Consider the following 25,462-nt stretch of genomic DNA (forward strand, 5'->3'; position numbering starts at 1 on the left):
TGTGTCGATTATTGTAACTCTTATTGGACTGGGATTTGCTGTCTATAACTATTATGTCTTTGATAAACCTTTCATGACTACTTCTACAAAAGGGTTACTAGCAGCCTTTTTCTTGTGTGCGACAATGGTTGCCATTAATCTATCCAAATCAAATAAGAAGTAAAGATAAGAAAGAGGTATAAGTTTACGGACTTATACCTCTTTTCATACAACATTACTTAATCTTGTGTTTATCCATTTTTCTTCAAAGATAGCTGTCATGATTTTACGTAGCTCTTGGCCTTCTTTTTCAGTCTTTAGATGATGAAGCCAAACGAGTCACCTCCTAAAAATGACACTATGTCATTATCTCAACAAATAGGAAAGAAAAGCTCCCACCGAAATTCAGTGAGAGGTTAAAGTCTATTTCTATGATTTTCTCATAGCCACTAGCCAAGAGGATACTAGGATTTCGAAAATAACCAGAAGGATAATCTGAGTGAGTGAACTCTGAACCAGCATAAGGACAGCCAGACTATCGATCAGCATATGAGCTAGGATACAAGGAACAGCTCCTTTCGAGTACTCTTTGAGAGCTCCCAAAAGAAAGGTATTCCCTAAAATCATCAGGTAAAAGATGAGATAGTTGGACGAACCTGCTGTAATCCAAGGAAGTTGATAGATAGGGATATGCCAGAGGAACCAGACAATGGAAAGAACCATCATTTTAGATATAAAGTGCTTACTAAAGTAAAGATGATCTTGTAAAAACCAACGCCAACCGACTTCTTCTAGACCGCCATATAAAAAGGTCCAGGGGAGATATAGGAAGAAGGCTAAGAGGGAGTTCCCAGTAAAGCGAACATTAATGAGCAGGATTGAAATCCCATAATAGATGACTGGAATGAAGATAGCTAGAATCCAGGACAGGGGACTTTCTTTTTGAAGAAAGACCTTTTTGAAAAATCGCCCAAGGATTTGACTTCACTCAACCCAAGAGAAAAGATAGCCGCCATAATCAGGGGAATACAGTTCATTAGGATAAACAGTAGAGAGTCACCTGTGCTCTTTCCATCTGGGAAACACCAAAGGGTAACTTGCCCTACTATAAATGTAGCAAGGAGGGCAGTCAGTGCATACCAGATAGCGACTGATTGTTTTGAAATAAATTTGCTCATTTTTCCTCCGTAACGGTATGATAAATCAGATAAATCGCACCCTAATCTGCATCAACCCAAAGATGGCATTGTTCACAATCTTTATAAATCTTACTTAATCTTGTGTTTGTTCATTTTTTCTTCAAAGATGGCTGTCATGATTTTACGAAGCTCTTGGCCTTCTTTTTCAGGAAGGTCCCCTTGGCGTTTGGCTACTGCGTAGAGTTCAGGATATTGCTTGGCTACACGCTCTACCGTCTTGGTCGTCGCATGCCCTCTGACAAAGAAAGGAATGCGTTTAATCCATTCTTGAGGTACGAGAGCGAGCAACTTCTTAGCCGCTTCCTTGTCAGAAATCTCAGCTGTACTCAACCCTTTTTCGATTTGTTCTTGTTCTTGTTCTGTAAAATCTTTTAATTCCATACCTTGCTCCTCTTTATCTTTATATAGAAGATTTTACACCCTTGTATGAGAATATACAACTGATTAATTAGGAAATTGATAGACAAATTCCCACTTGACTTAAGAAAAGCTCTCCCCCCTAGCAACACGAAAAGAGAAGACTAAGTTAGTCTTCTCTTTGTGTAAGCTTTACGCTAGCTATTGAGCTAAACAAGGTTAGCAAAAAACTTTATATTTTAACCTATAGTATGTCTATTAGTTGATAATCTTAACCTTTCAAAATTTAAATCCACTAGAAAATAAGGAGATAAGGATCTTCAAGATAAGAAACAACTCTTGCTAAAAATTCAGCTGCTGGAAAGCCATCGATGATTTGATGGTCGAAGCTCAGACTCAATGGAAGATAGTCTTTTTGAACAACCTCTCCCTCCTCATTAAATGCTAAAGCTTGTTGAGTTGCTCCTACTCCAAGAATTGCCACCTCTGGGGAGTTAAGGATTGGTGTGAAGTATTCTACACCTGGCCCTCCTAGGTTCGTAATTGAGAAAGTAGAACCACTATATAGGTCAGATGGAAGTGTACCTTTTCGAGCTTGATTAGCCAGAGTCTTAATGCTTTGACCAAGATCTGCTAAAGTCATACGGTCTGCGTCTCGAATCACAGGGACAACCAAACCATCATCCAAAGCTGTTGCCATACCAATATGAATGCGTTCTTGAATCTGATGAATTCCGCCGCCATACCAAGCATTCAAAGCTGGAAAATCTCTCAAAGCTTTGGTTACTGCTTTAGTTAATAGAGTTGTGATACCTAGTTCACCATTTTCAAGTGGAGTATGGACCTTGGCCTTAAGTTCTTTACGGAATTTCAAAAGCTCAGTTAAATCAGCCTTACGATGGAGTGTCACTTGAGCAGAAGAATGAAGACTGTTCATCATACGTTCGGCAATAATCTTACGCATGCCTTCTAGTCCCTCACCGTATTGGCCTGAGGTCATAGCTTGTGGTAGAGGTTCTACAACCTTATCAGCAACAAGACTTGGTTGATAAGCTTCTACATCACGTCTTGTAATACGACCATTTCCACCTGTCCCTTTAATAAGGGAGATATCATAGCCTTTCTCAGCAGCCATCTTACGAGCCACCGGTGTAATAAAAATGCGTTCCCCACCAGTACGAGCTATAGGTGCTGTAGTAGATTTAGGACTAGACGGTGTTGAATCTTTAGCGACTTCAGTTGGAGCTTCCTCTTGTGCAGGAGCCTCTTGGGTCCCTACATCCTCTCCTTCCTGACCAACCCATCCAACGACTTCCTTACATTTAACTGTAACACCTTCACCATGCACAATGTCTAGAACAACCCCAGAAGCAGGGGATTCGACTTCACTAGTCAATTTTTCAGAACTAATTTCCAATAAAGGCTGACCACTTGTTACTGTATCACCAACTTGGACCAACCACTTTTGAATGAGTCCTTCAGTCATGGTTAGGCCGAGCTTGGGCATTAAAATTTCTGTTGCCATAAGCGCCCTCCTATCCTTTCAAGTCCTGAATCAATTCATCAGCTACTTTCAAAACCTTATCCGCATCAGGGATATAGGCTTGTTCTAAGTTTGTCGCAAATGGAACAGGAGTATTTGGTGCACAAACACATTTCACTGGTCCATCAAGATAATCAAAAGCTTTATCTGAAACGACAGATGCAATGTCAGTTGCAGTATTGTTATGTGGATTTGCCTCATCCACAATAATTAAACGACCAGTTTTCTTCACGGAATTTAACACTGTTTCTTCATCCCATGGAGCAACTGTACGAAGATCAATCACTTCTACAGAAATGTTGTCTTTTGCCAAGCGGTCGGCGACCTCATAGGCTACATACAACATCTTACCAATTGTCACAATTGTTAAATCCTTACCCTCTCTACGAACGGCAGCCTTACCAATTGGTACAGTGTAGTATTCTTCTGGCACTTCCCCTTTTAATCCATATAAAGTCTTGTCTTCAGAAAAGATAACTACATTATCATCCTCTATTGATGCTAGGAGTAATCCTTTGGCATCATAAGGGGTAGCAGGAACGACCACCTTAATACCAGGAATCGATCCAAATAAACCGTAATAGGATCCAGAGTGTTGCGCAGCAGCTGAAGCTCCTGCCCCGTGCATAGTACGAACAACCATCGGAACTTTAGCTTTACCGCCAAACATGTAACGCATCTTAGAAGCCTGTCCTAATAGGGCATCAAAACAGAATCCAATAAAATCATTAAACATTAACTCTGGTACAGGTCTTAGTCCCGTAAGCGCCATCCCCACCGAAGCTGATAAATAGCCGTGCTCAGAAATCGGAGTATCAATAACACGTTCCCTGCCATATTTCGGCATCAATCCTCGTGTAATCCCCATGACACCGCCCCAGGCATCCTCGTTATTATTTTCTAAGTGTTCAACATTAACACCACCTGAGATATCCTCTCCTAGGAGAACAACTCGCTCGTCTCTTTCCATGGCTTGATCGAGCCCTTCATTGATGGCTTTCATAAATAATGTTTCTCTAGTCATTATGAATCCTCCTCAATCAGTCTGCAAATACGTCTTCGTAGAGAGCTTCTTCTTTTGGAATTGGGCTCTCTTGAGCAAAGTGGATTGCATCTTCAACATCTTTTTGTGATTGGGCAACAATCTCATCCAATTCATCTTGGCTAAGGATACCCTTTTCAGTTACCAGGTCACGAAATACTTCCAAGGCATCCACATCTGCCCATTCTTTTTCGATTCCATCTGGTGCTTTGTATTTTTGCTCATCTCCTTCGAAATGGCCATGGTTACGATAAGTAATAGCTTCAATTAACGTTGGACCATCTCCACGACGTGCACGTTCAATGGCCTCTTTAGCCACTTGATAAACAGCAAATAAGTCCTTACCATTAACGCGAACTCCAGGCATATTGTAAGCTTGTGCACGTTCAGCAATTGTTGGAGAACCTGATGAATACCATTGTGGTGTTGATTCTGCAAAAAGGTTGTTTTCATTTACAAATACCACAGGTAGATTCCAAATAGAGGCCATGTTTAAGCACTCATGAAAATTACCTTCATTGGCAGCACCATCACCAAAGAAACATACAGCAACATCATCAGTCTTTAGATATTTGTTGCGCATAGCAGCCCCAGTCGCAAGACCAAAGCCTCCGCCTACCATACCATTAGCACCAAGGATTCCTTTATCCAAGTCAGCGATATGCATAGAGCCACCTTTACCTTTACCAAGCCCAGTAGACTTACCAAAGATTTCAGCCATCATTTTTTTAAGGTCTCCACCTTTAGCCACACAGTGTCCATGTCCTCGATGTGTGCTAGTAATGTAGTCTTTATCAGTCAAGTTAGCACATACCCCAGTCGCAATAGCTTCCTCACCTGAGTAAAGGTGAACAAATCCTGGAATTTGACCGATTGAAAAGAAATGTCGTGCATTTTCTTCAAAATTTCGAATATCCCACATAGTCTTATACATGGATTTAGCCTCTTCTTTTGAAACATTTTCCACACCAAGATCATGGGCAGTTTGAACCTTAACTTCTTCCTTGGTTAAGGTTTGTCCCTGATGTTTTTCTTTCATTAGGGCTTGTGGCAATTCTTGATAATGTGTCATATTGTTTCCTCCTTCTATGAGAGAACTTTATAAAAAACAAATATTATTGACAGATATATAAATTTGAAAAAATGAAAATGACTACGCTAAACCTATCCATCGAGCTTAGGACCTTAAAATCAGTCTTGCAACTTCCTGAACCAACTCAGAAATTGTTGGATGTGCAAAAATAGTCTTATCAAGCTGATCAAGTGTTCCTTCAGCATCTTTCAAGACAATCAAGGATTGTAAAATATCAGTTGCATGTGGGCCAACGATAACGGCACCTAATAGTAGGTGATAGCGTTTTTCAGAGACAATTTTAACAAAACCTTTTGCTGAATTAGACGCAATTGCTCGACCATTATAAACATAAGGAAGTTGACCAACTGATATATCGTATCCTTGTTGAACCGCCTCCTCTTCTGACAAGCCAAAGGAAGCAATCTCTGGCGTTGTAAAGAGTGACCGTGGAACACTTGAATTATCCACCGGTTCCTCAGCCTGACGACAAATGGCTCGAACAGCTTTGATTCCCTCGCTACTAGCAACATGAGCTAACATATATCCAGGAATCAAATCCCCAATCGCATAAACACCTGATTGAGATGACTCGTAATAACTATCTACCTTTATAAAACCTTTTTCAGTCAGCTCCAAGCCCATCATTTGGGCTAACTCAATATTTGGCTTACGTCCTGTTGCTACAAGTAAGTTATCATAAGAGTAGGACTTGCCATCTGCTAGAATTACAGCATTTTCTTTAACCCTATCTATGCTAACTCCTTCCAGTATAGTAATTCCAAGTTGTTCCATCTTTTCTCTAATAATGGAACGTGCCTCGTCATCTTCAGTTGCCAAAATTGTTGGTGCAACCTCTATTACTGTCACATCCACACCTAGTGGAGCCATAGCAAAAGCTAACTCAACGGAAATAATACCCCCACCAATGATAACCAAACGTTGAGGAAGTTCCTTTAAGTTGAAAAAGCTATCTGTTGTCAAATAGTCAACATCGTTAATACCAGGAATAGGAGGAATAAATGGATAACTCCCCGTCGCCAAAATAACAGACTTACCTGAGACTCTTTCACCATTAACTTGGAAGGTTTTATCAGAAATATAAGATGCCTCACCTGCAATATAGGTGATACCTAATTGTTTAAAACTTGATTGAATACCAGACTGCAGTGTTGCTACGACTTGATCTTTGCGAGCAACAAGCTTTGGAAAATCAAGATTATCATTTAAAACAGTTACTCCATACTGAGAGGCTTCTTTAGCAGCTAATAGCCAATGAGCATGTTCAAGATAGGCTTTGGATGGGATACAGCCAACGTTCAAACAGGTGCCACCTATGGAGTTTTTCTCAATGACAGTTACCTTTTTACCTAAACGGGCAGCTTCTTCAGCAGCAACATAACCACCAGGACCTGCCCCTATAATGAGAATATCACATTGACTCAAAACAATACTCCTTTCTAGAATGGAAGTCGGCTGTTAGCCTAATCACTTCAAGTAGGACAAAAACTCGGAGATGTTTTTTTGAAAGCGCTTTCTATACTTTAATTATAAAACTAATACTTATGAAAATCAAGTAATTCACTGAAAATGTGATGTTTTGGTGGTGAAAACATTCACAAGCAATGCAAACGTATGCCATTCTCTAATCGGGATGATGTTAGCACTTATATTTTGCTGATTTGTATAAGAACTAGAAAAATACAAATCTCCCCCGATCATTAAATAATTCTTCAAAATATTATAAAAAGCACTCTAGCGTCTATAGCTTGGATAAAACTATAGAAATTAGAGTGCTTTTACTATTAGAAAGAATATGTATATGGAGTTAAAAAGGAATTTGAATTAATCTAAAGAAAGTTGATTTTTCAACTGAATAATATTATAAGAATATCGATTTGTAGTTATTTTGAAAGTAATCTTATAAGTGAGTAATTAGGAGTAGAATATGACAACTCTATTTTTTGTAGAGTAGCTTTTGTAGCTTTTATGTGAAAAATCAATTGACTATTTAATTATTTATCGTCCTTTTTAATCATATTTTTCACACCTTCGATAGCTCCTTCAACAGCATCTTTGGCATCTTCGGCAACTTCTTTCACTTTTGAGACTGCTTTTTCAGCAGCACCCTCTTTTTCTGTTTTTTTATCACCAGTTACTTTTCCGAAACCTTCTTTAATAGCGCCTTTAGCTTGGTTAAGTTTTTCTTCTACTGACATAATTTTATCCTCCTTTGGACATAAAGATTTTTAAATATGAACGCTCTTAAACAATACATTCAAATTTTTGAGTATAAAAAGATAAGTTAAATTATAGCTTTTGTGTTGAAGTCGAGTCATAAACAGCTTGAACACCCTCACTAACGTTATCTTTATTTGCTGATAAACCATTAGCTAGTCCATGTTTACCACTTTTTAATTTATCAGCACCAAGTTTGCTAGTTGATTGGAGTCTTCCTGTCGAAATATTGAAAATTATTCTTTTTTCCCTAAGAAAAATGATACTACTGCAACAACAATAACTGCCCCTAAAATTGATGGAACTAAGGCCATTCCAGCTAGTCTAGGTCCCCAAGAACCGAAGAGTGACTGTCCAACAGATGAACCAATTAAACCTGCAAAGATATTGGCAATTATTCCCATGGAACCTCCCTTTTTAGTGATTCCACCAGCAATAAAACCTATAAAGCCTCCGACAATAATAGCCCAAAGCATAATGTCTCCCCCTTTCTAAATAGAGGAAAGTTAGATTGTTTGGAAAATCAAACCATCTAAAGAGTTATATTTTAGCTAAAACATTTTTTATATTAATCTTAACAATCATAAGATTAATGTTAGTATATACCTGTTAATAACAGTATAAGTTAATCAAATTGATAAGTCAATGAAAATGTTTGCGCTTACACAAAAATAGACATGAAAACCATCATTGGCCTTTGCAATCGCTTGCATAGTTTTACAATTTCACTTATCTCATTTTTTTGTTAAAAATCTACACAGGCTTCTACTATTATTAGGGCTTCCTCTAAATGGATTGATTTATGAATAAAAAGTTTGATTAAACTGCTACATTCATATGATTGATTGATTAGCATTTTAGCCACAAAAGAAAATAGCCCTAAGATGTTCGAGTGACGAAAGTAAAAATAAAATGTATAATTGAGACATGTAAACCCTTACACATTTTTCTTTAAATAGTAAGTATCTAACAAAATAGTATAAATAATACACCAAACACTACATCACTTTCAGTAGGAGTTTAAAATTAATATGGAGTAGTGAATTGATTACAAATTGAAAGTAGAATATAAAACACACCCAGGTAAAGAAGTTACAATAATAATGGCCAATGATTTAGATACGTCGTCAAAGAGTGAGCTTAAAAAGTTGACTATAGTAACAAAAAGGAAGTACTGTTATGGAAAAAGTTTTGAAGGATGGTAAACTTTATTCTCTAATAGAATTTAGGGACAAAATCTATGAGGATTTAGATTTATCAAAAAGTGACTTAACCACTTTATTGTGTGCGATATTGATTGCATCTATTGGTTTGAATATGAATTCTATTCCAACAATCATAGGGGCAATGTTGATTTCTCCATTGATGACACCTATCCTTGGAGTAGGTTTTGCGTTAGCAATATTAGATACAAAACTTCTCAAAAAATCGTTTAAAGTTCTTTTTATTCAAGTTGCAGTAAGCCTTTTAGCCTCTACACTTTATTTTTACTTTCGCCCATTTCTTACGCAAGTACGGAAATTATTGCTAGAACTTCGCCCACAATTTGGGACGTTGTAATAGCATTCGTCGGTGGATTAGCCGGCATTATTGGAGCACGAAAGAAAGAAGCTAATAACATTGTTCCTGGTGTCGCCATTGCAACTGCTCTTATGCCACCCGTTTGTACCGTGGGGTATTCTATTGCCACAGGAAATCTTGAGTATATAATAGGGGCGTCATATTTGTTCTCCATTAACTGCAGTTTTATTATGATTGCTACATATATTGGCACTAATGTGATGATGGTTAAAAATCCTTATGTTAAACATAATCGTGAAGCCTCTAAAATGCGAAAAATATTAATTCTAGTCTCGCTTGTTCTTATTATTCCAAGTTTAGCTTCTGCAACTACCTTAGTTAGAGATACGCTAATCAATGAGTCTATCAATAATTATCTATCTGATCAATTTGAAAACCATACTATTTTGAAAAAGAAATATAGTAAAGAAAACAATACACTAAAGCTAACTATTTCAGGTAAATATCTTTCAAAAGCTGAGTTACAAAGTATCATTAACAAACAAAATGAATATGGTTTGAAAAATATCTCGATTCAGGTTTCACAATTAACAAATGATAGATTAACTGAAAAAGAATTAGTCGACTACATCATTCAATATAAAAACGATGATGATCTTCAACAAATAGAAAAGGATAAGTAAAAAGAATCCCCAAATAACAACAAGTAATGTGAGATATTAATTTGATAAGCATAAGAAACCGTTGAAAAGTATTGTCACTAGTAGTCCATAGGAGAAAATATCAATGAAAAAAGTAATGATAATTATTAATCCAACTTCTGGAGGAGAAACAGCATTAGATTATAAAGAGAGCTTGGAGAATAAGGCTAAAGAGTATTTTGATTATGTTGAAACTAAGATTACGCAAAAAGCCAAAGATGCAACTCAATTTGCTGAAAAAGCCTCTAAAGAAAAATATGATGCAGTAATTGTTTTTGGTGGAGACGGTACTGTAAATGAGGTTATTTCAGGGATTGCTGAAAAAATCACATTCCAAAACTTGGGATTATTCCTGGTGGAACTGGTAATTTAATCACTAAGCTATTAGAAATCAACCAAAGTATTGATCAAGCGATTGAAGAACTTGATTTCAATTTTACTAAAACCATTGATGTTGGAAAAGCTAATCAAAATTATTTTGGCTATATTTTTAGTGTTGGATCTTTACCAGAAGCTATTCATAACGTTGATATTGAAGATAAAACAAAGTACGGTATCTTTGCATATGCAATCAATACGATGAAGTCCGTTGTGGAAGACGATGTATTTAATGTTCGTATTGAAAGCGAAAATGGCAATTATGAAGGTGAAGCTAGTCAGGTCTTAGTTCTTCTATCTAATTACTACGCAGACAAAAAACTATTTGATGAAAATACAGATGGATATGGAAATATCTTGATTTTAAAAGATGCATCCATCATTTCTAAATTATCGACTATCCCAGATTTGTTAAAAGGGGATCTAGTAGGTAACGATAATATCGAATATATCAAAGCGCGTAATATTAGGATTTCTTCAGAGGTTGAGTTAGAGTCAGATGTTGATGGAGACAAATCGGATAATCTTCCAGTAGATATAAAAATACTAGGGAACCATATCGAAGTGTTCTCAGGCACCAAAGTATAGTTTTTTCCCTTCTACTTCTCCAACAAAAAGTTTTAAATGATATAAGTTACTGCATCAGCAACAATAATAGTCTTGTCCTTTTTGAAGTTAGGATATAAGTCAAAAGTAAGTAAATTACTTTTAATATACGGAGTTAAGGCGTTTTTTGATTCATGTCTAAAAACTTTTCGGAAGCATCAACTGTGATGGTAGTTTTCGAGCATAACAAAAAGTAGTGAAGAGATTCCATCGTCAGAATCTTCTTCACTACTTTTCTTCTCTCTTTCCTACTCAATCACCAATAGCAGCATTTCAGAGTTTCCACTCTTCAATCAACCAGTCCGAAAAAGCATCATATCTTTCTTGGAGATGGTCATGATGACCGTAGGGGTCAAATGCTGCATAAGTAGACAAGCACTGTTTTTGATAAGTTCATGCACTTCTTTGGCATAACTAGGAGCTTTGGCCAATCTATTCTTATGATTAGCCCCCTCGGTCAAACCGTTACATAAATAGACCGAGCAAGACTTATTAAGAAGCTGATGGACTTTGCAGTAATCTACAAAATTTGGATACCAGAAGGATCCACAAATGGAGAAGATCAAAGGCATCTTATCACTGCTATAAAGACTGTGGATAGCAGCCAAACCACCTAGTGAGTAGCCTCCGTAAGCCATGCGACTGTCATCCAATCGAAACTCCTCTTGGATGCTATTTAAAATATGGCCAAATAGATGGTCATGATAGCTAGCTAGCTTGCCACCAAAATCAGGACTTCCAGGTCTCAAAGCCTGAGCATACCAAGGTGTAAAATCATCCAAGCGATGCTTGGGCTCAAGGCCTATCAGGATAACAGAATCCGCTAGTTTTCCCAGATAATCCAGTTGTCCATCGTTCAGAAAAACAGCTGGATAAGTCTTAGTAGCATCATAAGACTCAGGAAGGGCAATCGTCACTCGAATGCCATGGCAGACAAAGTCTTTATTTATTAACAAAGTCATTAACCTTCTCAAGAGAATCAATCACAGATGGACCGTAATCCATAAGCTCATCATAAGAAATAGTCATGATTTTCTTGTTTTAACGGCTGGTACATTTTCAAGAACAGCGTTCTTTTCCATCTTGTCTTTAGCATCCTTGTCCATAGCCTTATTACGGTCACTAGTTACATAGATAATCAATTCTGGTTCCATTGACACAAGATTTTCCAAAGTCAAATCTGATGTTCCTGTCGCAACATTGGTATAACCAAGCTGATTAAGCATACTTTCTTGAAGGGCAGATTTGTAAGTTCCAAAGGTCTCATCGTTGTAGGCACACATAATAAGAGCTTTTTTCAAGTCTTTGTCAGAAGACTTGTTTTCTTTTTAACGGCGTCGATACGCTTTTGGAGTTGTCCTGCATACTTGTCTGCCTTGTCTTGAACGTTGAAAATGTCACCAATATTTTTAACATCTTCGATGATATTATTCAAATCTTGTTTGGTTGTTGAAACAGAAGCCTTTTGCGTATAGACGGGAATGTCGTTGCTGTTCCACGTGCTGATGGTTCCCATTGATTTGTCTGAGAACATCATGTTACGACCAATAAGGGCATCAGGTCCGTAAGCCAAGATGGCTTCTTGAGAGATGGTCTTCTTATCACCGATATGTGGGATTGAGGCAATGTCTTCCTTATATTTATCGGTTACTTCATTGTCAGGGTTAAGCATACCGACAATCTTGTCTTTTAAACCAAGCTCAATCAAGATTTCCGTTGATGAAAGGTTGTTGGTGATAACCTTTTCTGGTGCCTTTTTGAAGACTTGATCTAACTCAGTTCCTTTATCGTCATAAGTCTTGACGGTCAAGGGATACTGGGTTTCTGAGTTGGTCTTTTTCACCGTTTCTTTTGCTGATGATGACGATGATGTGCTGTTTTTATATGTAGAACTGCATGCTGTCAATGTGAGGACTGCTGCAGCGATTAATGCGATACCAAAAGTTTTCTTGTTCATAAGGCCTTCCTTTCCTAGGCTTATAAATACTGAATCATTGCCTGCTGGTCATCCGTCCAGGTAATACGACTCTGAACATCATAAACCGCCTGCAAGGATTGTGGGGTTACGGCATCCCTTGGGACACCTTGGGCAACAATCTCACCCCCTTTCATTAAGTAAATATAATCTGAAAAACGACAGGCCAATTGAATATTGTGGAGAACTGCGAGAACATTAATGCCGAGTTCCTTGACCAAGGCCAACATATCCAACTGATACTTAATATCCAAATGGTTGGTAGGCTCATCCAATAAAAGGAGTTTGGGTTCCTGAGCCAAAGCACGCGCTAGGATAACTCTTTGTTTTTCGCCACCTGATAAGGACGAATAATAGCGTGTCTTCTTTTCAGACATACCAACCTTGTCTAGGGCATCCTGGACGAGCAAGTGGTCCCGCTCCGATTCTTTTTGTAGAAAGGAAAGATGGGGCGTTCGGCCAAGCATGACAATTTCTTCCACCGTGCAATCAAATTGAAGGGTGTTAAACTGTGTCACAACGGCCATTTCTTTTGCAGTTTCTTTTAGGCTTACCTGATTTAGGCTTTTTCCATCCAGTAAAATCTGACCGCTATCTGGTTTCAACTGGCGATAAATGGTTTTGAGCAAGGTTGATTTCCCACTCCCATTTGGTCCTAGTATGGTCTGGAATTGCCCACCTTCAACCTCTAGAGAGACACCGTTTAGGATTTTTTTCTCTCCAATCGAATAATGAATATCCTTACACCTTACATCCATAAGTCTAAACCACCTTCCTACGATTTTTAGTCACAATATAAATAAAGAAAGGTGCGCCAACTAAGGCAGTAAAGATACCGATAGGTAGCTCTGCATTTTTAACGAGTATTCTAGCTAAAACGTCTGCCCAAACCACAAACAAGGAACCTAAGAGAGTTGCCACTGGAAAAAGCTTACGATAATTAGTCCCGACTATACTTCTAGCGATATGAGGGGTAATCAAGCCGACAAAGCCGATAATTCCACAGCTAGCAACCAAGACGGCCGTTATGATCGCAACGATGGCAATATAAAGATACCAATAGAGTTTAAGTGGAATCCCTAAAGTCAAAGCTGCTTCATCTCCCATCATCATGGCATTAAAAACACGATACTGAGTTGAGAAAAAGAGAAAGGCCAAACCAACCACTAGTGCTGGAAGCAGCAAATCTGACCAAGATGTTCCTGTCAATGAACCCATGGTCCAAAACTTAATGGTCATGACACTATCTGCTGTCGCTCCAAGAGAGATTATAAAATTGGCAAAGGCAATAAAGAGGGCATTGACAACCGTTCCAGATAAAATCAGGCCAGATGTGGTCACTCTCCCCTGCATAGAGGCAATGATTAGGACAAGAACCGTCGCTAGAATAGCCCCCACAAAGGCACCCAAGCCTACCACAGCCTTAAGACCTAAAATGATGGCCAAGGTTGCTCCAAAAGTTGCCCCTGCCGAGATTCCCAAAATGTAGGGCTCAGCAATCGGATTATTAACGGTTGACTGCATGACACTCCCAGACATGGAAAGGCCTGCACCAACTATTAACCCTAGGAGAACCCTAGGAACTCGCATATTCCAGATAATAGCTTCAAGTGGCTTGGCAATGTTATGACTGGCCATCGGAAGCCCCAATTTACTGAAGATGACACCATAAGTATCACCTATATCTATAGTGACCGCCCCTAAAGACACTGCTATAAAAACTGACGCTACTAGTAAAGCTAGAAGCAAACAGAGCAGGCTTAGGTAGCGGGAAAAAACAAGGTGTTTTGTTTTTTTAAAAGGCATTAGCACCTCCTTTCCACCTGTAATGTCAGAAAATTTTGACAATACCTTTCTAGTATAACATGCCTCAAAAATATGGGCAAGGTCATTTGAGTATTACATAGAAAAAGAGCAGTCATTGAACTACTCTTAAAAGTTATAACTTTATAACTAACTAAAGCAATGAAAATCAAGCCAGCTTAGGATTTCACTTTCTCCATACTGCTGCTAGCAATTTTCATGGCAAGAAGAATTATCAACACCTTAATCACAAGGGACAACCAAAGGCTCTCCGCTGATGACAGTTGCGATAAAGCATTGATAAGCGCATGTGTCATCACACAAAGCCAAAGACTTCTGGTGTTTGTATAAATGGCGGATAAGATGAAACAATTGCTTAATAAGCCTAGCAAGAAAGGCAATAAATGAATCGTGGCCAGAGACCCATCAATGTAAAAATAAAGGATATGCCATAGTGACCAAGCCAAAAATGTAAAGAGCGTGGACACTAGATAGGTCAACTTTTCTTGCAAAGCAGGCTGGAAAAAATAGCGCCAACCGATTTCTTCGATACCACCAAAGACAAGGGCTTTTACAAATAAAATTATGGGGAGATACCAAGTTGGAATAATCATTTTCCCACTCAAAACCAATGGTAAAAATCCAATCCTATAAAAATGAGGACTAAGAGATAGTTAAGAGGAGCTTGTTTGACTTGGAAAAAATCTCTGACAAGCTGTTTAAAACTGGAGTGATGATAGCGGATGCTAACATAGCCTCCCCAAATGGCTGAGGACACCCCACCTAACATCAGGGTAAAGAGGCCAATTGGAGTCCCATAATCAACCCTAACTTCTCCTGCTCTTAGTAACCAAACAAGAAGACTGACTAATAAGATTTGTCCAAGGGTGCCCGCCAGATAAAACGACAAGGCTTGTTTTCTATTCATATCTTGATACCTTTTCCTTTTTCTTGGCAGTTCAGGTTGTTATAGGAGGTAGGAAATAAATAATGCTAACTCATTTTTTAGAATTTTTTCAACGAGTTCTTTCAGTCTTTCTTTTTCCTGGATAAGCATAGACTTCTCAATAGGTGACCACTCACCAAATAAGTTTTCGCGAAGAACTGACGATGCTGTTCCCTCATCCTCCAAGGAATTATAAATACATCTTCTATCTCGTTGGTAAATCTGGATGTACTCAAAAATACCACTAGTTTCCAGCTCTTGAAGATTTTCCACTAAACGGTCTACAATCGCATCATGATGCGCCTTAGGTGTCGCTCTCGCTTGACTTTGTTCCAAAGCATAAAGTTCTTCATAACGAATCTTAGTACTAAGATAAGAGAGTTCAGGCTTTGTTGCTATCAAGGCAAGTGCTACTTGGTATCCCCTAGAACTCAACAATTGGGCTGTTTTTTAGGAATATCTACAGTTCTCAATGTACCCTCAATCAGAAGGTGGTACCCCAATTTGCTCAGTTCTTCTATCAAAGCTTCAACTAACTTTCCAGCAAAAGCCTTCATGTAGTTAACACTTTCCTTGCCGTACTTTTCCTGCAACTCAAGATAGTTAGGATGCAAAGAGCGAAAGCTGTCTCCATCAATGATGATGATGTTGCCTTTAAATTCTCTTTGTTTAACACGATGAATGGTTGTCTTTCCGGCACCACTTTGACCACCTAACAAAAAGGCTTTTGGATGCTTCGAGTTGGTTTTTCCACGTGTCAATGAACGCATTGTCCTTTTTAAAGCTCCTTGAAAGTCTACGTCTCTGTAGTTGGCTAATGTCATTAGGCTACCACCTGTTGACTCGCTAGCCTTAACATACGTTCGATACCGTCCATATAACCACTATAACGTTCAACTTCGTCAAAACTTTCAATTAAGTAAATCTTAGTATTAATCAAGTCAGATAAATCGTCACTCATAAGAATCCATGGATTCGTTTCATCATCAAAGGCAATTTCTTGATTATCTTGATAGCGATAAAGCTGTGATAAAATACCGGCTCCACGTTCTTTCAACACTTCAATCTTCATGGTCAACTGGTAGTCTTCAACTGATGTGAGCATCTTCTCTTCTCCTACAAGATCAACATAAGAAACATTCAATGTCTGACAAATACGGTCCAACAATTCTGTTGAAATAGCACTTGTTCCATTTTCATACCGACTAAGACTATTGCGTGAAATACCAAGTAAGTTAGCTAACTCAGGCTGTGTCAATTGTTTGGACTTTCGTACAGCTTTAATATTTTCTCCAATCATCATGTCCTCCTCTACTTTAATATTATTATAACATAAAAACGCACCAAATTTGGTGCGTAATGTTAACCTAGTCCATATCTACCCATTTGTCATTGTCCATGATAAAGGGTTTGGCTAAACCTGGTCCGGTATAGTCCTTGTACTTGGTTGTCAGATACTTGTAGCAATCCTTCTTACTAGAAAATTTAATGGCTTGGTAGGGCTCTTCGAAGGTCAACTTTTCAACAAATAAGTAGCCATCCGTCGTAGGCACCAAGACGCCGACGTGACCGACAAAAAGGGAATTGCCATCCAGATTATCGTGGACAACAACCGACAGCATGCGTGCCTTGTCATCAAAGGTGAACTGTTTGTAGTAATCCTCCATATGCTTGGCGTGAACCTTGACATCTTGCGTAGCTTCAGTCTTGACCCTTGAAAAAGAATGTCAAAGTTTGCCTGGTCCTTGGCATCAAAGAGCTTGCCCTTGTCAATTGCATCCTTATCTTGGAAAAGAAGCTCAGTATCACTTTTGACTTGTGGAATCTTGATTTTGCCTTTCAGTAGCGTGTAGGTGTTGATACGACAGTTAGTACCGATAAAGTCACCATGCTTGGCTGTCCACAGGCTACTGATTTTTTCCACATCATAGTCTGTTTTGGTAAATGGCGCAAAATCCCCAGATAAACCAACAGAACCCACAGTGTTATTGTAATCCTTGACCAGATCGATAAAGTTATCCACACTCCTCTTGTCCAAATGTTTCGAGAGAATGGAACGTACCTCATTAAGACTGACCTTACTATTAAGGTTGGAGTAACTTGGCTTTTCCTCCTTTTTGTAGAGATGTGTAAAAGCTGCTAAACCGACAAGGAATAGGCTAGCTATAGATAAAAGAATTAGCGTCTGTTTTTTAGATGTTTCATAGGCGCCTCCTTGGCTTCATTATACCAGATTTTGTGGACTACTCCTTCTCAAGATGCTTTTCCACAAGAAAAAAGCCTTGTCGCCAAGACTTTAGATTGAAGACAAAAACTTTTGCTTGAGACTTTCCGTCAAACCTTTACTTGCCATTCACAATATTGGCGAAGGCTTCTTGAATGTCCTTATTATTGGTTGGATACATGTAATACATGTTTTCAGGATTACCTTGATTTTGCAGAGAAACTAGGACCACCGGTTGCCCATTATGGATGGTGAAATGATAAAGAATCATGGCAGAACCTGAATAACCGTAACTGTCCACGATGAGATAGTCAGCTGTTCCTGTACCATCGTCTGAAAAAGCAACATCTACCTTTTGTTGGTTGGTCATAGGGGCATTTTGTTCGGTCTTTTCACCTACAGTGATACGGTTATTTTTGGCAAAAGACATGGCACCATAGAAATCGTCACTTCCGTTAGGGGTTAGTCTTTTATAACTTTCTTGATTCATCTTGTGACCAAACTCTACCATGTAACTCTCAAGCTTGGCGGCCTTGTCACTATTCCAAAGAGCAGTCGTTTGGGTTTGGCTGGTTTGACTCTTACTCCCAACTCTGTAATAAGACGTGTAAACGACTCCTGGTCCTGAAAATTCTGGAATTTGAACCAAACGATCCCTATCTTGGACAGAATTGTCCGGAGAGGGTGCTGCTTGGTTAGCTGGCACTGGAACAAAGGGACTAACTCCGTGCCCTGGACCATTGTCCGCAAAATAGAACATAGGTTGACCGTTGAAATCCTTAATCACAGTCTTACCATCAGTGCTGCCCGTCTCCTCAGACTTTGTGAGGCCAGACTTTGTAATCGTCACAACATGACCACTGTCAGAAACCCAATCTCCTTCGATGCTCGAAAAATCTCCCTTTCGAATAGCCTCCACATCCATAGCTGGCGTTTTAGCCTCCGATGAGGAACTCTTACTTCGAGAACTAGAGCTTGAAGATGACTCAGAAGCTTTTGAACTTGATTGTTTAGACTTGTCTGAAGAAGACGTCTGACTGTTAGATAAAGCTACCGCGAGGGATGGTGTCTTTTGAGTTTGTGAGTTGTGAGAATGCCAGGCAAAGATAGCTCCACCACCTAGAAGCGTCATACAAGAAATTGCAAGGACTGACGCTGCGACCTTATGAGTCACCACAAATTGACTTAAGCTTTCCCAAAAGCCCTTTTTAGATGTCGGCAACAAGGCTTCAACTTCTGCTCGATTGGCCAAGAGACTGCCATTTTGTATCGCCTCGTCAACCTCTGTCATCTTTGGGCGACGTCCATAAATCTTCATAAAATAGGTTAACCATTCTTCTGCTTTCATTGCATCTCCTTTTTGAAGCGTAATAATTCCATTTTAGCATAAATTAGGGATTCTAGTTGACTTGGTGGAAAAGAAAAAACTGCAAGCAAGTTGCTGCAGTTAGTATTATAGACTTAGTCACTATTTCTGAGTATGGCCTAGCCTCTTAAGATAAGTATAGCCCAAATAGAAAAAGAAAAGCGCTAAAAGAATAAAGAAAACCATAACGAGTTTGGTCCCACCTAATTGATAGGCAACGTAAACAAAACTATTAATCTTGATCTGACCACCCGTTTTTCCAATAGTGAAAGTCTCTGTGAGTAATAATGACCAAGCCAAATAGCCCCTAACCCGATTAACGGATAAATAATGACACCCAAGATCTGATTCTTTTTAACAAATTATCTAACATACATCCCCCAATTTTTTTATTGCTATAGCAATAGCTTACCAAAGATTGCCTAGAAAAGCAAAGTGACTTTTTCAGTCCACAAGAAAGCTAAAAGGGACCGAGCCAAGAAGCTGGTTCCATTGTAAATCTAAAAGACGACACGTGTTCCATGAACTTGCTCAAGACCAGGTATGGCAAGAAATTGGTCACGATTAGCCACGGAGATACCACCTCCTGCTAAAATATCCAACTGACCGTCTGCTAGCTGAACCAATTCTGCATAACGTTTCAAGCGTAAGTCTAGAGCAGTCTCAGGAGTTCCAGCACGGGTGAGAAGACGCGTCACACCATTTTCCTTGAGCCACTGAATAGCACTAGGCTGAGCTGCTTTAGGGATTTGGTCAAAGGCCATATGCATAGTGACCTCTAGGTCTCGACTAGCATCTAACAAGGTCTTTAGAGCTTTTGTATCGAGTTGGCTTTCTGAAGTTAGAGCACCTAGTGCAAAGCCGTCAACACTCAATTCACGCGCACACTTGATATCTTCTAGCATGATAGCTAATTCCTGCTGGCTATAGACAAAGTCGGCCCCCTCGTGGACGAATCATCACAATCACCTTAGCCTGATAATCCTTGGCCAGCTCAACAGCCGCTTTTATGACACCATAAGAAGGTGTCGTGCCTCCAACAGCCAGATTATCACACAACTCCACGCGTTGAGCACCGGCTTGAAAAGTTTTTCTAAGTAAGTCACATTCTCTGCACAAAATTCATATATTGGCATACTGAACCTCCAATTAGTTGTAGTAGCAAGGGGATTGACTATCAGTTTCTCTTTTGATAACCCCATAACACTATAGCAAATGATAGCAATTGCCATAGAAGGATTCTCACAATCTGCAAACTATCTGCTTCAGAATTTGAAACCACATGAACTAGATTCGAAGCAAGATTGTTGAAAAAATGATCTCCTAACCCAAACCATAAGGAACCTGTCATTTTGTAGAGTAAGGACCATTTGATACTCATCATTCCCGCTAAGATAACATAGCCAATGCCCATGGCGATGAGATTTACGAGTGACGATTCTCCTTGAAAATAATCTCTTAACGGCATTACCAAGTGCCATATTCCAAATAGAAAGGCTATAAAGAATAGACTCTTGCGGTACGAAATCCCTTCAAGAATTTTTGTGAAAAGGCCACGAAAAACTCCTTCTTCCATCCATACGTTTATCAGGTTAAACAACACACTTGAGAGAATAAGTAAGATTCCTGCTTGAGATACTTTTTCGTTTGTTAAGGAAAAACCACTTGCGTAAAACGATAAGTGAACATTTCTATGAAGAAAAAAGAGAGTAAGACTTTCAATGGCATATGCAAAGACGGAACACACTAAACCAAAGAGCAGGCCCTTCCCTATACCACTCACGGTTCCGTCAGAACTGAAACCAATATCTTTCCATCTTAATTTACAAATTGAAAGGACTCCCCACAGTAGAAGAATTCCAAAAAGCTTATGTAGAAAATTCTCAGATAAGAAGGTTTCATCCGTCCTAATATAGAAGTATTCAATTAGCCTTGCTACTGAGCAGATAACAAATATAATTGAACAACTTAAAATAGGTTTCTTTATTAGTTGATTTAACATATCTTCCTTTCAAATAAGTCTTTTATAAAAGTTAATTTCAATATTTCACTCAGTCCAATTCCTTCTCTAGTTCTTTTAAAAAGGTGATTAAAAATTGATGGCGACTTTCTGCCATTTGTTTGGCAGTCTCCGTGTTCATTTCATCTTTTAAGAGGAGCAACTTGTCGTGGAAATGTTGGACGGTATCAGTAAGGGGTCTCCCTTTGTAGCCACCATAGGAAAAAGTTCGAGCAATTCCTACAGCTCCTATCGCATCCAGGCGGTCTGCATCCTGGACAATCTTGCCTTCTAACGTTTCTGGTTGTTTACTGCGATTTTTGCTGAAAGAAACAGCATTGATAACCTGGCAAATCTGGTCAATTTGCTTTTTAGGAGCACCAATCTCTTCTAGAAACATGCGAGCATTCGCATTATTCTCTGTTTGAAACAATTTATAATCATCAGCATCGTGAAGAAGAGCTGACAAGCCCACTATCTCCAGATCACATAGACCTTCTGCTTGTGCGATTCTCATAGCATTGCTGTAGACGCGGAGGGTATGCGCCACATCATGGCCATCCGCTCGATCAGCGAATAAGGTTTTAACATACTGCTTAGCAGCAAGAATTCGTTCTTCGATCATCGTTCTTGTCCTTTGTATAATCTGTGCACAGTTCTATCTATTCATTTGAACTAGTAATGGAGAGGTGCAGTTTACTTAAAAACCACCTCTCAGCGATTACTACTTCTTCTTTTGTGGAAAAAGGGGCAGGCCGAGCTTGGCAATCTTTTCAGCTGGGGTCTTCATGCCATCCTTGACCCATTTGGAAATCACTGAGACAATAGCTGAGCTCCAAAAGGAATTGAGGTAGCTACCAGCACCATTTGATGAGCTACCATTTCGTTTTCCAAAAAATCATAAACTGCCTTGGTCAATACCTGCTCAAAATTATAATCAATGGCAAGACTGATGATTTTGGCTTCTTTTTTGACTTCCTTAAGGAGATAAACCCAGACTTGGTAAAGATCCGTCTTGAGATTATAGCCGTCCAAGGACTTAGTAATCTTTGCAATGCTAGACTCAAAAATAGATTTCAAAATCTCTTCCTTAGAACCATAATTGCGATAAAAGGCAGCACGAGATACACCCGCACGCTCAACCAGTTCCGATATGGTAATCTTTTTAAAGTCTTTTTTCTCCAACAATTGCAGGAGAGAAATTTCGATGGATTCTCGTGTAATTGCTTTGTTTTCTTGGTTAAATCGTTTGAGATTTTCCAAAGATTTCTCTGAGATTTTTCTTTCTGCCATAACATTCACTTTCTATCTGTCACACCTGATGAGATCTGCTTTGATAGCAATGCACTTCATGATAAAATTGTAAAAGAAGACAAAACACTTGTCAATGTACATTATGCAGATATGAGGTGTAACCTATGAAATGGAAAATTATTGCGGATTCAGGCTGTGACTACCGTTCTTTGGACAATCTGGCATCAGATACGGAGTTTGTCAGTGTTCCTTTGACTATCCAAGTGGGCGAGACCATTTACAGAGATGATGCTCAACTCAATATTGATCAAATGATGGAGGAGATGTATGCGACTACAACTGCTTCCAAATCTGCCTGTCCAAGTCCTGATGACTATATGAAATCCTTTGAAGGAGCGGACAATATCATCGTCGTCACTATCACTGGAACCCTTTCTGGTAGCTACAATAGTGCTGAAATCGCTAAGAAAATTTATCTGGAAGAGCATCCTGATACTAAGATTCACGTGATTGATAGCCTGTCAGCTGGTGGCGAGGTCGACCTTATCGTTCGTAAACTCAATCACTTAGTCACTGAAGGCCTTGATTTTGAGCAAGTCGTTGATGGCATCACAGTTTACCAAGCTAAGACTAAGTTGCTCTTTGTTTTAGCCAAAGTTGATAATTTGGTCAAGAATGGTCGTCTGAGCAAATTGATAGGAACTGTTGTCGGACTCCTCAATATCCGTATGGTTGGAGAAGCTAGCAAAACTGGTACCCTTGAGTTACTTCAAAAAGCTCGAGGGCAAAAGAAAGCTATCAAGGCAGCTTTTGACGAACTCATCAAGGCTGGTTATACTGGCGGGAATATTACGATTGCCCACCGTAACAATGAAAAATTTATCGAGCAATTCTCTGCAATGATTCGTGAAAAATTTGCCCAAGCAAGCATCGAAGTCCTTCCGACTTCTGGACTCTGTAGTTTTTATGCTGAAGAAGGCGGACTCCTTATGGGGTATGAAATTTAAGTAAATATAGAACAGAGCTGGACAAAATGTCCGGCCTTTTTTAAAATCAAATGATGTTATCAGATAATCAGTAGAATAGGATTTTAAAACTAAAAATTCTTTCTTGACAATCCAACGTAATCGCTTTCATTATCCCCATCATTTATGCTAAGATGGAAGTGACGCATTCGTGTCATATTTCTTATAAATTTAGATATCCTTATTAACTTTAAACACGGAGATGCTTTATGAAACAGAAACAGTCACATTTTCTAATCCCTGGAATCCTTCTTCTAGGGATCGTTTTGCGGGCCCCGTTCACAACCATGTCCACTGTCTTATCAGACATTGCTTCTGGTCTAGGCGTTGAGGTCAGTTCTCTCGGTCTCTTGACAAGTCTGCCTCTCTTGACCTTTGCGATATTCTCACCCTTTGCGGCCAGCTGGGCCAAACGCTTTGGAATTGAGCGACTCTTTCTCGTAGTTCTGATTGTCATGACACTTGGTTCTGCTCTTCGTACCATCAACCTTCCTCTTCTTTATGTGGGAACGCTTTTAGTCGGAGCTGGAATTGCCTTCATCAATGTCCTTCTCCCAAGCCTAATTCAGGCTAATGAGCCAAATCAGTTAGGATTCTTAACCACACTCTACATCACAGCCATGGGCTTGTCCACAGCTGTGGCTTCATCGGTAGCCGTTCCAATCACTAAGGCAACCTCATGGCAAGGCTTGGTCTGGGTATTGACAGCAGTCTGTGCCTTGGCTCTTGTGGTTTGGCTTCCTAATGTCCGTCACAATCATTATTTAGAACAAGATACTTCTACTAGCGAAAACTCAGGCAGTTGGTATAAGAGCGGCAAAGTCTGGGCCATCATGATTTTCGGTGGATTACAGTCACTCTTCTTCTACACCACTATCACTTGGCTTCCAACAATGGCCACTCAAGCTGGTGTCGGCGAAGCCAATGCCGGAATTCTAGCTTCCGTTTTCACACTGACAAGTATTCCATTCTCTATGATCGTTCCTAGCCTAATCACTAAACTTTCTGATCGTAACCGCCATTTGATGCTAGTGATTACCGTCCTAGCAGGATTCATCGGAGTTGCCATGCTTCTAGTCAATACAGACAGCTTTGTGTATTGGTTGGTCCTTAACCTCTTAATCGGAAGTTCAGCTAGTGTCCTATTCCCTTACATGATGGTTGCCTTTTCAATGAAGGCTAGCACCCCTGAAAAAACAGCCCAACTATCAGGTTTAGCCCAAACTGGAGGCTATATCTTTGCGGCCCTTGGACCAGTCCTGTTTGGTTCAAGCAAACAACTCTTTAACTCTTGGACCCCTGCCGTTTTAATTCTTCTCATCTTGACCCTAATCATGGGAATAGCCCTCTATAAAGTTGAAAAAACAGATGTTATTTTATAAGTGAAAAAATAATATAAGAAAATGCCCCACAAGTTGTAGCTTGTGGGGTGTTATTTGTGTGTGGCAAATGAATAAATGATTTAGTAAAAGCTTATTCTATTTTCATTTAGAAAGTAGCTAGGGCTAAGCATTAGAGTTTTACTCATGTACAACTTTAATCTTTCTTTTATTCGTGATGAGATAACTCAAAAAACTGATAATGGCGTGGACAGATTATAATGGGGAAAAGCTTTCATTAACTTGTACAAAATTTTGAGTTTGAATTCCTCCTACAAACTGTCTGTTTAACTTGTTGTAAACAAAAAAGAATAATTGTAAAATCACATAAAGAGAACACCAACAAAAAATCATCTGTTGGTGTTCTCTTTATTTTTAGATTTCTGAACAAAACTCTTGTCCATGGATCAGTAGGTACCCTTTATCTCTTTTTTCATGAACATTATTTTATAAACAGCAGATTACATTCTTAATATATATGGAAATATACAACTGTTCTATATCAACTTATATTCATACCGCTCTTCATCTACTTTCTGAAATCCCAAAGCCAAAAACATTCTTTGACTTTGAGTATTAAAAGGATATATTTGTGCAGAGACCTTTACCATATTTTGTTCTTTCGCCAGATGTATCATTTCAGAAACACATCGTCTTCCGATATGTAAATTCTGATACTCTTTGCTGATAACTATAGAAAGTTCCGAGTTATCTAGGAGTGTCACATCTCCAACTAACACTCCTTCATATTGGATATAATAGCAAGAACCATGTGAAGTTAGGTAATCATACATTTTATGAAGTTTTGTTAGATTGTAAATCTGATCAGTATTATCTACTTGTTTGCAAACCTCA

17 protein-coding genes and 10 pseudogenes are annotated in these 25,462 nt (G+C 39.0%); 5 read left to right on the top strand and 22 right to left on the bottom strand.

Features of this window, described 5'->3' with window-relative positions:
- The first annotated feature begins 1 nt into the window (after window position 1).
- The gene (locus tag HSISS2_RS11765; protein ID WP_021145699.1) at window positions 2-163 is read left to right on the top strand and encodes a hypothetical protein; all 162 of its coding nucleotides are present in this window, start codon (window positions 2-4) and stop codon (window positions 161-163) included.
- Between the two features lie 245 nt (window positions 164-408).
- Here the strand turns inward: HSISS2_RS11765 and HSISS2_RS05010 are convergent.
- From HSISS2_RS05010 to HSISS2_RS05045, 8 genes and pseudogenes are all read right to left on the bottom strand, one after another.
- Window positions 409-1,157, bottom strand: a pseudogene (locus HSISS2_RS05010) (CPBP family intramembrane glutamic endopeptidase).
- A 90-nt stretch (window positions 1,158-1,247) separates the two neighbouring features.
- Window positions 1,248-1,559 carry a hypothetical protein gene (locus HSISS2_RS05015; RefSeq protein ID WP_021144443.1) on the bottom strand — a complete coding sequence of 104 codons (312 nt, stop codon included), beginning with the start codon at window positions 1,557-1,559 and terminating at the stop codon, window positions 1,248-1,250.
- Window positions 1,560-1,830: 271 nt separating this feature from the next.
- On the bottom strand, window positions 1,831-3,060 hold the full coding sequence (locus HSISS2_RS05020) for a dihydrolipoamide acetyltransferase family protein (RefSeq protein ID WP_021145701.1): 1,230 nt from the start codon (window positions 3,058-3,060) through the stop codon (window positions 1,831-1,833).
- Window positions 3,061-3,070: 10 nt separating this feature from the next.
- Window positions 3,071-4,102: an alpha-ketoacid dehydrogenase subunit beta gene (locus HSISS2_RS05025; RefSeq protein ID WP_002890539.1), complete on the bottom strand. Its 1,032-nt coding sequence runs from the start codon at window positions 4,100-4,102 to the stop codon at window positions 3,071-3,073.
- A gap of 16 nt (window positions 4,103-4,118) precedes the next feature.
- Window positions 4,119-5,192 (bottom strand): thiamine pyrophosphate-dependent dehydrogenase E1 component subunit alpha, encoded by a 1,074-nt coding sequence (locus tag HSISS2_RS05030; RefSeq protein ID WP_014634179.1) that lies wholly within the window; start codon window positions 5,190-5,192, stop codon window positions 4,119-4,121.
- Window positions 5,193-5,297: 105 nt separating this feature from the next.
- Entirely contained in the window at window positions 5,298-6,638 is a 1,341-nt protein-coding gene (gene lpdA, locus HSISS2_RS05035) for a dihydrolipoyl dehydrogenase (RefSeq protein ID WP_021145702.1), read from the bottom strand.
- Between the two features lie 569 nt (window positions 6,639-7,207).
- On the bottom strand, window positions 7,208-7,411 hold the full coding sequence (locus tag HSISS2_RS05040; RefSeq protein ID WP_004182825.1) for a CsbD family protein: 204 nt from the start codon (window positions 7,409-7,411) through the stop codon (window positions 7,208-7,210).
- A gap of 255 nt (window positions 7,412-7,666) precedes the next feature.
- A complete protein-coding gene (locus tag HSISS2_RS05045; protein WP_002890536.1) occupies window positions 7,667-7,906 on the bottom strand; it encodes a GlsB/YeaQ/YmgE family stress response membrane protein in 240 nt (79 codons plus the stop codon).
- 703 nt (window positions 7,907-8,609) lie between these two features.
- On the opposite strand from HSISS2_RS05045, the pseudogene HSISS2_RS05050 reads away from it, so the two are divergent.
- Both HSISS2_RS05050 and HSISS2_RS05055 read left to right on the top strand, forming a co-directional pair.
- Window positions 8,610-9,634: pseudogene (locus tag HSISS2_RS05050) on the top strand (DUF389 domain-containing protein).
- A 103-nt stretch (window positions 9,635-9,737) separates the two neighbouring features.
- Window positions 9,738-10,618: pseudogene (locus tag HSISS2_RS05055) on the top strand (diacylglycerol kinase family protein).
- 291 nt (window positions 10,619-10,909) lie between these two features.
- On the opposite strand, the pseudogene HSISS2_RS05060 reads toward HSISS2_RS05055, so the two are convergent.
- From HSISS2_RS05060 to HSISS2_RS05125, 13 genes and pseudogenes are all read right to left on the bottom strand, one after another.
- Window positions 10,910-11,598 (bottom strand): annotated as a pseudogene (locus HSISS2_RS05060) (alpha/beta hydrolase-fold protein).
- Window positions 11,579-12,593, bottom strand: a pseudogene (locus HSISS2_RS05065) (ABC transporter substrate-binding protein). The pseudogenes HSISS2_RS05060 and HSISS2_RS05065 overlap by 20 nt, the downstream one beginning before the upstream one ends.
- A gap of 20 nt (window positions 12,594-12,613) precedes the next feature.
- Window positions 12,614-13,369 carry an ABC transporter ATP-binding protein gene (locus HSISS2_RS05070; protein WP_021145709.1) on the bottom strand — a complete coding sequence of 252 codons (756 nt, stop codon included), beginning with the start codon at window positions 13,367-13,369 and terminating at the stop codon, window positions 12,614-12,616.
- Window positions 13,370-13,373: 4 nt separating this feature from the next.
- A complete protein-coding gene (locus tag HSISS2_RS05075; RefSeq protein ID WP_021145710.1) occupies window positions 13,374-14,417 on the bottom strand; it encodes an iron ABC transporter permease in 1,044 nt (347 codons plus the stop codon).
- Window positions 14,418-14,593: 176 nt separating this feature from the next.
- A pseudogene (locus tag HSISS2_RS05080) lies at window positions 14,594-15,342 on the bottom strand (CPBP family intramembrane glutamic endopeptidase).
- A 39-nt stretch (window positions 15,343-15,381) separates the two neighbouring features.
- A pseudogene (locus tag HSISS2_RS05085) lies at window positions 15,382-16,184 on the bottom strand (zeta toxin family protein).
- Window positions 16,184-16,660: a type II toxin-antitoxin system antitoxin PezA gene (pezA, locus tag HSISS2_RS05090; RefSeq protein WP_021145714.1), complete on the bottom strand. Its 477-nt coding sequence runs from the start codon at window positions 16,658-16,660 to the stop codon at window positions 16,184-16,186. The pseudogene HSISS2_RS05085 and the gene pezA overlap by 1 nt, the downstream one beginning before the upstream one ends.
- A gap of 67 nt (window positions 16,661-16,727) precedes the next feature.
- Window positions 16,728-17,467 (bottom strand): annotated as a pseudogene (locus HSISS2_RS05095) (DUF4300 family protein); the annotation flags it as partial.
- A 235-nt stretch (window positions 17,468-17,702) separates the two neighbouring features.
- Window positions 17,703-18,932 (bottom strand): DUF4767 domain-containing protein, encoded by a 1,230-nt coding sequence (locus HSISS2_RS05100; protein WP_021145717.1) that lies wholly within the window; start codon window positions 18,930-18,932, stop codon window positions 17,703-17,705.
- Window positions 18,933-19,450: 518 nt separating this feature from the next.
- Window positions 19,451-20,086: pseudogene (locus HSISS2_RS05110) on the bottom strand (copper homeostasis protein CutC).
- 41 nt (window positions 20,087-20,127) lie between these two features.
- Window positions 20,128-20,952, bottom strand: coding sequence for a CPBP family intramembrane glutamic endopeptidase (locus tag HSISS2_RS05115; protein WP_021145720.1), 825 nt, complete (start codon window positions 20,950-20,952; stop codon window positions 20,128-20,130).
- A 49-nt stretch (window positions 20,953-21,001) separates the two neighbouring features.
- A complete protein-coding gene (locus HSISS2_RS05120) occupies window positions 21,002-21,574 on the bottom strand; it encodes an HD domain-containing protein (protein ID WP_021145721.1) in 573 nt (190 codons plus the stop codon).
- A 99-nt stretch (window positions 21,575-21,673) separates the two neighbouring features.
- A pseudogene (locus tag HSISS2_RS05125) lies at window positions 21,674-22,242 on the bottom strand (TetR/AcrR family transcriptional regulator).
- A gap of 125 nt (window positions 22,243-22,367) precedes the next feature.
- Between HSISS2_RS05125 and HSISS2_RS05130 the strand changes: the two are divergent.
- Together HSISS2_RS05130 and HSISS2_RS05135 are read left to right on the top strand one after the other, a co-directional pair.
- Window positions 22,368-23,210 (top strand): DegV family protein, encoded by an 843-nt coding sequence (locus HSISS2_RS05130; RefSeq protein ID WP_021145723.1) that lies wholly within the window; start codon window positions 22,368-22,370, stop codon window positions 23,208-23,210.
- A gap of 227 nt (window positions 23,211-23,437) precedes the next feature.
- On the top strand, window positions 23,438-24,610 hold the full coding sequence (locus HSISS2_RS05135; RefSeq protein WP_042767014.1) for an MFS transporter: 1,173 nt from the start codon (window positions 23,438-23,440) through the stop codon (window positions 24,608-24,610).
- Between the two features lie 494 nt (window positions 24,611-25,104).
- Here the strand turns inward: HSISS2_RS05135 and HSISS2_RS05140 are convergent.
- The coding region (locus HSISS2_RS05140) for a GNAT family N-acetyltransferase (protein WP_042767016.1) at window positions 25,105-25,462 on the bottom strand (358 nt) is incomplete at its 5' end.

The organism is Streptococcus sp. HSISS2 (assembly GCF_000448665.1).
In the GTDB taxonomy this organism is placed as follows: Bacteria; Bacillota; Bacilli; order Lactobacillales; family Streptococcaceae; genus Streptococcus; species Streptococcus raffinosi.

Excerpts from the sequence above, each read along its gene's own strand:
- HSISS2_RS05015 (WP_021144443.1), bottom strand. The coding sequence starts at position 1,559 with ATGGAATTAAAAGATTTTACAGAACAAGAACAAGAACAAATCGAAAAA.
- HSISS2_RS05020 (WP_021145701.1), bottom strand. The coding sequence starts at position 3,060 with ATGGCAACAGAAATTTTAATGCCCAAGCTCGGCCTAACCATGACTGAA.
- HSISS2_RS05025 (WP_002890539.1), bottom strand. The coding sequence starts at position 4,102 with ATGACTAGAGAAACATTATTTATGAAAGCCATCAATGAAGGGCTCGAT.
- HSISS2_RS05030 (WP_014634179.1), bottom strand. The coding sequence starts at position 5,192 with ATGACACATTATCAAGAATTGCCACAAGCCCTAATGAAAGAAAAACAT.
- HSISS2_RS05040 (WP_004182825.1), bottom strand. The coding sequence starts at position 7,411 with ATGTCAGTAGAAGAAAAACTTAACCAAGCTAAAGGCGCTATTAAAGAA.
- HSISS2_RS05045 (WP_002890536.1), bottom strand. The coding sequence starts at position 7,906 with ATGCTTTGGGCTATTATTGTCGGAGGCTTTATAGGTTTTATTGCTGGT.
- HSISS2_RS05070 (WP_021145709.1), bottom strand. The coding sequence starts at position 13,369 with ATGGATGTAAGGTGTAAGGATATTCATTATTCGATTGGAGAGAAAAAA.
- HSISS2_RS05075 (WP_021145710.1), bottom strand. The coding sequence starts at position 14,417 with ATGCCTTTTAAAAAAACAAAACACCTTGTTTTTTCCCGCTACCTAAGC.
- pezA (WP_021145714.1), bottom strand. The coding sequence starts at position 16,660 with ATGATTGGAGAAAATATTAAAGCTGTACGAAAGTCCAAACAATTGACA.
- HSISS2_RS05100 (WP_021145717.1), bottom strand. The coding sequence starts at position 18,932 with ATGAAAGCAGAAGAATGGTTAACCTATTTTATGAAGATTTATGGACGT.
- HSISS2_RS05115 (WP_021145720.1), bottom strand. The coding sequence starts at position 20,952 with ATGTTAAATCAACTAATAAAGAAACCTATTTTAAGTTGTTCAATTATA.
- HSISS2_RS05120 (WP_021145721.1), bottom strand. The coding sequence starts at position 21,574 with ATGATCGAAGAACGAATTCTTGCTGCTAAGCAGTATGTTAAAACCTTA.
- HSISS2_RS05130 (WP_021145723.1), top strand. The coding sequence starts at position 22,368 with ATGAAATGGAAAATTATTGCGGATTCAGGCTGTGACTACCGTTCTTTG.
- HSISS2_RS05135 (WP_042767014.1), top strand. The coding sequence starts at position 23,438 with ATGAAACAGAAACAGTCACATTTTCTAATCCCTGGAATCCTTCTTCTA.